This is a genomic window from Virgibacillus siamensis, from assembly GCF_039522605.1.
GTDB classification, from domain to species: domain Bacteria; phylum Bacillota; class Bacilli; order Bacillales; family Amphibacillaceae; genus Lentibacillus; species Lentibacillus siamensis.
The window spans coordinates 157,726-168,199 of sequence record NZ_BAAADS010000006.1 but is presented as its reverse complement, the minus strand read 5'-3'; the positions used below and the strand labels follow the sequence as shown (position 1 = coordinate 168,199).

The 10,474-nt window shown below is 41.8% G+C and carries 7 protein-coding genes; 3 read left to right on the top strand and 4 right to left on the bottom strand.

Annotated features, from left to right (window positions below; genetic code table 11):
- Positions 1 to 163: 163 nt before the first annotated feature.
- From ABD010_RS05055 to ABD010_RS05040, 4 genes are all read right to left on the bottom strand, one after another.
- Positions 164 to 2,194 carry an ABC transporter ATP-binding protein gene (locus ABD010_RS05055; RefSeq protein ID WP_343810832.1) on the bottom strand — a complete coding sequence of 677 codons (2,031 nt, stop codon included), beginning with the start codon at positions 2,192 to 2,194 and terminating at the stop codon, positions 164 to 166.
- Positions 2,194 to 3,942 carry an ABC transporter ATP-binding protein gene (locus ABD010_RS05050; RefSeq protein WP_343810829.1) on the bottom strand — a complete coding sequence of 583 codons (1,749 nt, stop codon included), beginning with the start codon at positions 3,940 to 3,942 and terminating at the stop codon, positions 2,194 to 2,196. Before ABD010_RS05050 ends, ABD010_RS05055 begins: the two co-directional genes overlap by 1 nt.
- Positions 3,943 to 4,391: 449 nt before the next feature.
- The gene (locus ABD010_RS05045) at positions 4,392 to 4,628 is read right to left on the bottom strand and encodes an FHA domain-containing protein (protein WP_343810827.1); all 237 of its coding nucleotides are present in this window, start codon (positions 4,626 to 4,628) and stop codon (positions 4,392 to 4,394) included.
- 128 nt (positions 4,629 to 4,756) lie between these two features.
- Entirely contained in the window at positions 4,757 to 5,218 is a 462-nt protein-coding gene (locus tag ABD010_RS05040) for a hypothetical protein (RefSeq protein WP_343810825.1), read from the bottom strand.
- Positions 5,219 to 5,361: 143 nt separating this feature from the next.
- Here ABD010_RS05040 and ABD010_RS05035 point away from each other — a divergent pair, with 143 nt between their 5' ends.
- The 3 genes from ABD010_RS05035 (at position 5,362) to ABD010_RS05025 (ending at position 10,206) form a co-directional block, all read left to right on the top strand.
- The gene (locus ABD010_RS05035) at positions 5,362 to 6,402 is read left to right on the top strand and encodes a TDT family transporter (protein WP_343810823.1); all 1,041 of its coding nucleotides are present in this window, start codon (positions 5,362 to 5,364) and stop codon (positions 6,400 to 6,402) included.
- A gap of 217 nt (positions 6,403 to 6,619) precedes the next feature.
- A complete protein-coding gene (locus ABD010_RS05030; protein ID WP_343810821.1) occupies positions 6,620 to 7,063 on the top strand; it encodes a MarR family winged helix-turn-helix transcriptional regulator in 444 nt (147 codons plus the stop codon).
- Positions 7,060 to 10,206, top strand: coding sequence for an MMPL family transporter (locus tag ABD010_RS05025; protein WP_343810819.1), 3,147 nt, complete (start codon positions 7,060 to 7,062; stop codon positions 10,204 to 10,206). Before ABD010_RS05030 ends, ABD010_RS05025 begins: the two co-directional genes overlap by 4 nt.
- Positions 10,207 to 10,474 lie beyond the last annotated feature (268 nt).

The following is a 10,474-nucleotide window of genomic DNA, read 5'->3' as shown; positions in this document are numbered from 1 at the left end:
TTCTGATTTTTCTCCATGCTGGCTTTTGCCAATGCTTTTTTTCGTTCCTGCTCTACAAGTTCATACAGTTCTTCATCATCTATCTCTTCATAAAGATCGTCATCAATAATATCATGCTTGTTTCTGTCTTTATCCATTGTACTCCCTCATAACAATCGATTGATCAAACAGCCCGCTTGGCCTTTCCTTGCTGCATCTGGTACATATGATAATAAATGCCTTTACCATCGATAAGCTGATGGTGGTTACCTTGTTCTTTTATTATACCACTTTCAAGCACAAAGATGGTATCCGCTTCCTGAATCGTTGATAACCTGTGAGCAATGACAAGTGTTGTTCTGCCCTTTTTCAGTACCTCCAGTGCACGCTGGATCATTGCTTCGGTCTCAGTGTCAATATTGGCAGTTGCTTCATCCAGAATCAGGATAGATGGGTCGAACGCAAGTGCTCTGGCAAAGGAAATCAGCTGGCGTTCACCGAGCGAGAATGTTGAGCCGCCTTCCGTTACCTGTTCATCATAACCATTCGGCAACTTTTGAATAAACCGATCCGCTCCCACTGCCTGTAACGCATGGACCGCCTCTTCTCTTGTAATGCGAGGGTCACCCATTGTGACATTTGACAGGATGGTTCCGGAAAACATGAACGGATCCTGAAGCACAATCCCCATATGACTGCGCACCTGCTGTCTGGACCATTCCTTTGTATCATGCCCATCAATTGTAATCCTGCCGTACTGCGGATCATAAAACCGAAACAACAGATTCATGATGGAGCTTTTTCCCGAACCGGTGTGCCCGACAAATGCGGCCGTCTGCCCCGATTTCACCTGAAGCGAAATATCATGCAATACATAGTCCACATCATTATATGCAAATGAAACATGGTCAAATTCAATATTGCCGCGGTATTTGTCAATTGTGTCATTAACAACTTTTTCGCCGTCATGATCCATCAGTTTAAAAACTCTGGACCCGGCAACACGTGCCTGTTCAATCAATGGCAGCTGATTGACAATATCCTCCATCGGTTCAAATAAGCGGGTCAGATAGTCGACAAACGCATAAAGCATTCCTATTGAAATGACACTTTCGGGATTCAATGAAAATGAGCCAAAATACCAGATGAATCCTACAAACGCCAGATTTCTGAAGACCGTCACCAGGTTGTAGGAAGTCAGGGCACTTAATTTAACCAGTTTCCGCTGGTAGGTGTAGTGCCGCTCGTTTAACTTCTCAAAATCTTCCTTCGTCTTTTTTTCCCTGCTGAACGCCTGAATAATCGGCATCCCTTGAATGGCTTCATTAATATTTCCATTGATTTCACTGATCGTCGACCGGACAACTTTATTGTATTTTGAACCAAAATACTTATAAACTTTCATCCAGATAATCAGGAGCGGGATCAAAACAAGGCAAAACGCAGCCAGTTTTACATCGAGTAAAAACAGCGCCCCGAAAATTCCCGCCATATAAATGATACTCGTCACAACAATTGACAGTACCCGTTCATACAAGTCCCGTATTGCCTCTGTATCATTCGTGATTCGTGCAACAATTTTACCAGCCGGCTGATCAACGAAATAATCGGTTGGAATCCGTTGTGTATGTGCAAAAATATCATTCCGCATTTTTTTAACAATCTGATTCGATGCTTTCTGGAGCATGAACGTTTCGTAAAACTGAAAGACTGCAGCGATTAACAGAAGCACAACGTACAGTCCCAGTAGAAATATAATTGGACCTTGTTCCGGCTTAAAAAATGGATACATTTCCGACAGTGACAACTTTTCACTCTCAAACGTTGATGTCTGATCACTGGTTTTGATTGTTATTTGGCCATCTTCCACACTCCGTTTCCCTTGCATTGGCACAACTTCATCAACAAAAAAATAATTATTGCCAACCTGCAGGACGGTTGCCTGGTCAATTTCCGTTTCAGCTTCCTCCAATCGATCAGACCTCTTATAATATCCGCCCTTGTACGATACGGTATCACTATCATTATTTTCCTCCACTTGACTCCATTTACCTTCCACTCCAAGAATATGTTCATCAATAATCGTTTTGGCAATTAACGGACCTGCCAGTTCAAGGGCTACCGCAACAATCAAACATGCCAGCCCGATTAAAATACCTTTCTTAAAATTTAATGCATATTGAAACAATCGTTTTTCGGTTGAACTATTTTTCATTAGGAGGACACCTCCTTATCATTCAGTTGCTGTTGCTGATATTGCTCTTTATACCAGCCATTCAGCTTCATTAGTTCTTTATGTGTTCCTTCTTCACTAATTTTCCCGTCTTCCAGCACAATAATATGGTCGGCGTGTGTTACCGCAGACATCCGATGTGCTGCAATAAATGTTGTTTTATTTTGTCGTTCCTCCCGCAAATGCTCAATTATTTTGGCCTCTGTTTTTCCATCAACTGCTGACATGGAATCATCCAGAATCAGCACTTCCGGATTCTTAATAAATGCCCGCGCAAGTGCTACACGCTGCTTCTGGCCGCCTGAAAGTGTAACACCACTTTCTCCTACTTCCGTATCCAAATCATTCGGAAGCTGTTTAATATCGTTCAGAAAATGGGCCAGGTCCATCACTCGGTATATTTCCTCGTCCGTAGCATCCTCTTTTCCGAATTGGATATTTTCACGAATCGACTTGGAGAACATGATCTGATCCTGAGGGACATAACCTATCCAGTCGCGTAATTGCTTCAATCGGATGGTGTCAAGTTCGGCCCCGGCCATTTTTATCGATCCGCTGATACCCGGATACTGCCTGAGCAGCAATTTAAATATCGTCGTTTTTCCTGCACCGGTTTTACCGACAACACCAATCGTCTGTCCTTTTTGAACGGTAAGATGGATATTCTCCAACTGGTTGACAGCTGCTCCCGGATAGGCAAACGAAACATTATTAAATTGAATGGCATTAAGCGTATCAACTTTTACAGCTTCGCCCGGATCCGTTACATCCGCATGATAATCCAGTGTGTTGTTAACTCGATCAAGCGAAGCATTACCCCGCTGCATAATATTAATCAGTTCACCGACCGCAAACATCGGCCATATCAACATCCCGAGATACACATTAAACGTAACAAGATCGCCCAGCGTAATTCGGCTTTCAAAAACGAGCAATGCGCCATATCCGATCCCGATTGTGTACGACATTCCAACAAGAATTTTTATCGTCGGCTCAAACAGTGCATCAATTTTGGCCACGGCAATGTTTTTTTCGTAAACATCGTTAGTCATGGTCTGGAATCGATTTTCATCCTGCTCCTCCTGGACAAATGCCCGGATTACCCGCACACCGCGAATCGATTCAAGCACGTCATTGTTCATATCGGCAAATGCTTCCTGTGCTTTCGTAAACCTGGCATGAATCGAAGCCCCATACTTATTCATGACGACTGCCATGATTGGCAATGGAATAAGCGCTGCCAGGGTTAACGGCCAGCTTATAGTAAATCCCATCATTGCCACGATCATAAACATGAATGTAGTCGAATCAACGAGCGTCAACACTCCAAAGCCTGCCGTCTGATTAATTGCTTTCAAGTCGTTCGTACTGCGTGCCATTAAATCACCTGTACGGTATTTCCCAAAAAATGTCGGTGTCATTTTCAGAAAATGTGCCATCAGCTTGCTCCGTGTCCATCGCTCTAAAATTGCCGCACCGCCAAAGAGTGTATAATCCCATAAAAAAGAAATGGCGTAATGGACAATGGTTAAGACGATATATCCCGAAACAAGTATTACCAATAACCTCATCGTCAGCGTTTCAAATTGTATTTTATCAATTGCATAACCCACCAATTTCGGTGGAATCAGCCCGATTGCACTGGAAACAATTAACGCAATAATAGCGAACGTATACCGCTTCCAATAATGTTTGAAAAACCAATCGAGCTTTTTAAAAACCTGAAACATGTGAATCACCTGCTTTCTTTCTCTTTCTAAAGCCTTCCTGAAACAACAAAAGCACACGCCTGTGACGTGTGCTCTTGTGCAGAATAAGTATGGTACTTTAATAAACACAAAAAGCCACAGGCATGTGCGGCCCGTGACTTGTTTTAACTAAAGCTGTCTTTTTTACATGTTACCGTCCAGGAAGGCCACACCACATATTAAATTTTGAAATTGTCTGCTTTGCTGCTGGATTTGAATTTGTTGGATTTTCATTGGAATGACCTCCTCTCTGATTTATTGTACTCAATTATTATAGTGTTAAGAAAATTTTAAGTCAATGCTTTTTTAAAAAAATTTTATTTTAAGCTTGAATAGTCAATGTAAACCATTTAACAGCATTAACCCAAAATAAAAGAGAACACTCCGTAGCAGAGTTATTCTCAGCAAAGATTTAAATTCTCATAAGGTGATTATTGTACGCCGGTCCCATTTTCTTTCCTAATGCTAATTCCAAGATTAACCATATTTTTCACCTTTTCAAGCGGGACATCGGTTGAATGCGCAATCTCTTCCAGTGATACATGCGGATGCTTGACAATGTAGGTGCGAACGTGATCGCTTTCAACCAGGCATTTCGTACACATCATAAACGGGCTGGATTCCATTGGTTCCCTGCATAAACGGCAATTTCTTACAAATGTTCCCATTTATATCACCCCTTATGAATTGGTACTTTTATTTTACAATAATCGACACTGTTTAACAATTGGGATTTTTAATTTTTAGAAAAATAATTCAATAGTCATAGATTAATGACTATTGAATTATATACCTATCACCAAATGATGTGTAATGCCATTATCCAAAACAACAGCATAGACAAATACAAGTGTGCAAGCCGTCGTTTGCCTGTTGCTTTTTTTCTACGCAGATAACCACTGACCACCACAGCACTTAGTACGGCAAACGCAACCCCGCCGCTAACCGCTTTAAACTTCATATATGTAACGTCGTACCGCAGATAAATCAGCAGAATGTGTAACACGATGAATGCCAGTCCAACAATGCCGGACACCACATGAAATGGCATGATTTTCCGTGCCCGTCCAGCAATTCGGATGCGCTCATTCCGGTTATCCAAATTACGTATTTTTGAAAAAATTGCATGCATATTCCAATTGAATAATATAAACGCCAACCCACAAACAGCCATCAGGACCGCTACTGATGAATCACGAATATACAACATCACAGCACTCATAAACAGTACGGCATTCAGGATAAACCAATAATTCATATCCTCACCTCATTCTGTATTGTACCCAACATGTCTTTCGTATTTTGTGATATTTACCACAGTTTCACAAAGACTTGATGAAAAAATGTATAAAAATGATATAATCATATCGTGAACTTCATTCAGCAATAGGGGGGGATGCAATGTTATTAAAAGGCAGCTATAAAAAAGTGGAGCCAGCCAATGGAGCTATTATTATGGCTAACGGTATTTTCCTGATTGGTGCTGTAGAGGCGTTTCCCCTACTGGACATTCAGCTTGGAAAGTATCTTACATTTCTGCTTTTGATTGCGTGGGTCCTCATTTACAAGGACTTATCCGTGCAGTTTTTCCACCGGGACTTTTTGGTACCATTTATCCATCATCCAGTTAACTCATTTGCAATCGGAACATGGATTGCCGGTGTGTCGGTTCTGTGCAACGTGTTTTTGCGATATTTCCCCGGTATTTCGATTATGACCGAAGCGATGGCTATTTTTAATACGTTTTTATTTCTATTTTTTTTGGGAAATTGTTTTTATAATTTCAAGCAATTATTTTTCGATCATAAAGATCATCCCGTTCATGGGGTCGTATTGCTTTCAACGGTAGGCACGCAATCTATAATTATTCTATTAAACAATGTTTTCTTTCGGTTTCCGGTCTATTTTTCTGAAGGAATCATCATTTTGGGTCTGATATTCTATTTGTCAGGCATCACACTGATCGGTCACCGGTATTTGCGAACGAAGAACTGGAATCTGGCGGATGACTGGGCAAATACCAACTGCATTATTCATGGTGCCCTGTCGATTACCGGATTGGCGATTGTGACGACAAACACATTCACTCCATTTTTCGTATCTGTTTTTTGGGGTGTTGTCTTTGTGCTGCTCATTGCTGTCGAGATTGTGGAGGTTATCCGTGCCGTCAAGCGTATCAGGCGTTACGGGCTTGATAAGGGACTATTCACATACCAGGTGACTCAATGGTCCCGAAATTTTACATTTGGCATGTTTTACACCTTCACATGGGTCATGCATTTGAACCCGTTTTATACAATTCCGGATTCACTGTACAAATTCCAGACAGTGTTCATGAATTTCTGGGCCTGGGTTGTACTGCTCGCACTGGTTGGGCAGATTGCGCTTTATGTTAAAACCCGACTCGCTTCAGGAAAAAAACAACAAGTACCGGCACACTAAAGCTGACAGATCGGCCAAAATAAGGCCGGTCTTTTTTAATGAAGTTTTTTGGATTTTACGGCGGGTTTTGGCTTTTATACGGGCGACTGAAAGTTTATGGTGAAAAATATCCCAGTCGCTTCATTTTTTATTGTCAAAGGCACCTGATGCTGTTACGATATAATAGTTCACTTATTAAACTATTCATGTATTGAACAATTAATCAGGAGGTACAGACATGGAACTGAGACAGCTCATTAACCGGTACCAGGATGCTACCAACAGCATCTATCGCAATGTAAACAGTATGATGAAAGAAAAAATACATTCCGATATCACCACAGATCAGTTTGCAACACTGCAATATATTCAAAAGCATGAAGAATGCACCAGCACCGACATTGCACATGCTTTTGGGGTTGGGAAAAGTGCAGTTACGGCACAAATTACCCGGCTGTATGAAAAGGATTTAATCAAACGGGTCAGAGATGATAATGACCGGCGGAACGTTTATTTATTTGTTACCAAAAAAGGCATAAAACTCGTCGAATACACAGAAGAGGAAATATATGCGGAAATCGGCAAATATCTTGGCCATTTTGACGAAGAAGAAATAACTGAATTTATCAATTCGCTGGAAAAACTGGCCGCTATTATGGAACAGGAGGATAAAACAGTATGAAACACATATTACGTTATCGTTGGTTAATCGCCGGCGCATGGGTTGTGGCGGTCTTGGCTCTGTTTTTTTTCTCCCCAAACCTGCAGGAGCTTGTCAGTAAGAAAGGGCAAATAACCGTTCCGGAAGATTATCCGTCCCAGGAAGCCCAAGCACTGCTTGATAAAATGTCACCAGATGAAGGAGAACAGATAACAAGTGCGGTTCTTGTCTTTCATGATGATGATGGACTTGATAAATCTGAAAAAGGCCAAGTCAAAAAAGCAATTGGCCAACTCCAATCAAACAAACAGAATCTTGGTATATCTGACATTCTGGCGTTTACGGAAGGTAAGGAAGTTAAAGAACAAACTGTTTCAGAAGACAATCAAACAATCATGATTCCATTCAGCGTCTCACTGAAAAACCAGGAAATCACTGAATCAAGGGAAAACATATACGACGCTGTTGAAAATATTCAGGTGGAACATTACCTCACCGGGGAAGATTACATCCAGCAGGACATTATCAAAAACTCGCAGGAGGGACTGAAAAAAACTGAGATCATAACAGTCGGGCTGATTCTGATTATCCTGTTTGCTGTTTTTAAATCAGTCGTCGCGCCATTCATTCCGCTGCTGACAGTTGGCATCAGTTATATCGCAGCACAAAGTGTTGTTGCTATTTTAGCGGACACAGCGGGATTCCCGTTATCAACATTCACGCAAATATTCATGGTTGCCGTCATGTTCGGGATCGGAACAGACTATTGCATCCTCCTGATCAGCAGATTTAAAGAGGAAATTGCCCATCAGGAATCAATTAAGGACGCTGTACTGGCAACATATAAATCCGGCGGAAAAACGATCTTTTTCGCAGGTTTGGCTGTACTGATCGGCTTTTCCACCATCGGGCTGTCAACGTTCTCCCTGTACCGGTCAGCAGTTGCAGTTGCAGTCGGTGTGGCAGTTGTACTGATTGCCCTTGCTACATTGGTACCGTTCTTCCTGGCTGTACTGGGAAATAAATTATTTTGGCCATTTGATAAAAATGTGAGCCATAAAGAAAGCAGAATATGGGGAGCTGCCGGAAATTTTGCCTGGGCGCGACCAGTTGTGGCACTAATAATTGTCGCTATCATAACAGTACCCGCTTTGCTGACGTATGATGGGGCAAAATCCTATAACTCATTGGAGGAAATCGGTAATGAGTATGACTCTGTCCAGGGATTCAATATCATTGCAGACAGCTTCGGCCCCGGGCAGACAATGCCCTCTTCTGTAGTTGTTAAAACAGATGAGCCAATTGATTCTGTCAGTGAGTATCAGGATATTGCAAAAGTCACCCAGGAACTGGCACAAATGGAAGGCGTTAATCAGGTTCGAAGTGCAACAAGACCGGCCGGCGAAATTATCGATGATTTTCTCGTAAAAAGCCAGACGGGTCAACTTGCTGACGGTGTAGGACAAAGTACAGAGGGAATCAAAAAAATTCAGGACGGTCTCAAACAGGCAGCATCAGAACTGAATAACGCACTCCCGCAGCTCGAGGATGCGGAATCCGGTGTCAATCAGCTGATGCAAGGCACACAAGATGCAAATAATGGGCTTGGCGACATCAGTAATGCACTTTCTGAAATTCAAAATGGAATTCAGTCCGGTGCACAAGGGGCCGGTGAGATCAAAAGCAACCTGCAGACGATTAAAAACAATCTGGATCAATCGATTTCCGGCAGTCAGCAGCTGCTGAACGGGTATGAGCAGATTGCAAAAGGGCTCTCAGATTTTGGAGCAAAATCAGTCGATGCAGGCAAACTAGATAAAATGATAAACACATTAAAAACTGCCAAAGAAAACATTACAGCGGTACGGGATACTGCGATAAAGTCTAATCCTGAGTTAAAACAGAACAAGGAATTCAAGAAGTCCTATGGTGCTGCCCAACAGCGTATTCAAGGAACGATAGACGGTATTCAAGAAATGCAATCAAAACTCAATAAACTTGGCGGAGCGCAAAAGAAACTGCAACAAGACGTAATCGCGCCATTAAACAATTTAAACGGTAAATTTGAACAAACCATCGCCGGACAACAGAAACTTTCTAATGGCATCGGAGAATTAATCAGCGCGATTGAACAATTGCAGTCCGGGCTGAATAAAGCCGCTGACGGTCAGAGCCAAGTAGTAAACAACATTCCTAATCTGCAGGACGGTTTGTCACAAATTTACGGTGGTCAGAAAGATTTAAAAACTGCTTTCTCAGATATGCAACAGCAGCTCAAAACCTTATCAAATGGACTGAATGACAGTTCAAATGGTCTGAAGAAGATCAATAATGGTCTAAAAGATGTCCAGCGTTATTTGGGTGACTTTGAAACAAATAAAACCAATAACACGGTAGTTATACCAAAACAGGCACTGGAAAATGAAGACTTTATCGAAGGTACCAAACCATACCTTTCAGAAGACAAAACGATTGTTAAATTTGATGTAGTGCTTGAATCGAATCCTTATTCAACCAAAGCAATGCACATGGTCGATAAGATTGAAAATACCTTTAACGACAATAAGCAAGGTACTGTATTCACAGACAGCAATCCGAAAATCGGTGGCGTCAGCAGTACAAACAACGATCTGCAAAACATTTCCGACGCCGACTATACACGTACTGCTATTTTGATGATCGCAGGTATTTTCATCATCCTGATTATCCTGCTCCGGTCATTGATTATGCCGATTTATTTGATAGGATCACTGATTCTGACATATTTCACATCCATGGCGTTTGCTGAGTTGATTTTTGTCAATATATTCGATTATGCCGGGCTTTCCTGGGCGATTCCATTCTTCGCGTTTGTAATGCTCATGGCACTCGGAATCGATTACAGTATCTTTTTAATGGACCGGTTTAATGAGTACAAAAATGGAAGTATCAAGGAAGCACTGTTGTCAGCCATGAAAAACATGGGAACGGTGATCATTTCCGCTGCAGTCATTTTAGGCGGAACATTCGGCGCAATGCTCCCATCCGGCGTATTATCACTTCTGCAAATAGCAACAGTCGTTATTTTCGGTCTGTTCCTGTATGCATTCGTGATGCTGCCATTGTTCATACCGGTACTGGTTCGTTTATTCGGCAAGGCAAACTGGTGGCCATTTAAGAAATAAATCCGGTGATACAACCGAAATATCGCGATATTGCGAAAGCACCTTCTAAGGGAAGGTGCTTTTTTGCTTAAAGCGTGTTGCGGATTCGCATCCATCAGTAATGGCCTAAAACAAATTCATGCGCGTTTTCAAGTCATATATGCTCGAATTTGCATACTATATGCTTGTTTTCATATCAAATGCCGATAGAACATCGATTTTCACCGTTGCGTTAGCGCTCTCGGGAACATTACTGGCAACGCACAAACAGCAATATATATAAAACGAC